This window comes from Anaerotruncus sp. 1XD42-93, assembly GCF_009917605.1.
Classification (GTDB): domain Bacteria; phylum Bacillota; class Clostridia; order Oscillospirales; family Ruminococcaceae; genus Anaerotruncus.
The window spans coordinates 1-516 of the sequence record NZ_QZEG01000249.1 but is presented as its reverse complement, the minus strand read 5'-3'; the positions used below and the strand labels follow the sequence as shown (position 1 = coordinate 516).

Below are 516 nucleotides of genomic sequence, written 5' to 3'. Positions count from 1 at the left end.
GTCCTCGTCTATCTGGAGCCGGGAGAGGGCGGCGAAATAAGAGAGACCATATCGGGCTATGAGCTTGCGGAGGGTGAACACCTGTTGGAAGTCAGCCCTCCGTCAAACCTGGTGAAACCTCGCTGGAATGGCGAAGCATGGGAAGAGGCAGCGACTGCCGAAGAGATTGAAGCATGGAAACAGGAAAATCCGACAGAGGAGATGGGATCGCCATCTCCGTCTCCTCTGGAAGCGTTGCAGGCGGAAAATAACCTGCTCCGGGCGCAGATTACAGCGGCCAGCAGCCGTCAGGATTTCTTGGAGGACTGTATAGCTGAAATGGCTGTGCAGGTGTATAACGCATGATAGCCGCATTTCAGCGGTTACATAAATTTTTAAGCCGAAAGGCAGAAAGGATGTTATTGATGATGGCCATGTTCTTTGCACAGAGGGTAATCCTTGGGAAAACAGCATTTTCGGAGGTTCCGGCAGCATTGAAGCAGACTTGTGCGGAGGTGTTGATTGAAAGCGGTCTGC

General features: G+C 52.3%; 1 pseudogene. It reads left to right on the top strand.

Features of this window, described 5'->3' with window-relative positions:
• Nucleotides 1–345, top strand: a pseudogene (locus D5269_RS18280) (hypothetical protein); the annotation flags it as partial.
• Between the last annotated feature and the right edge of the window lie 171 nt (nt 346–516).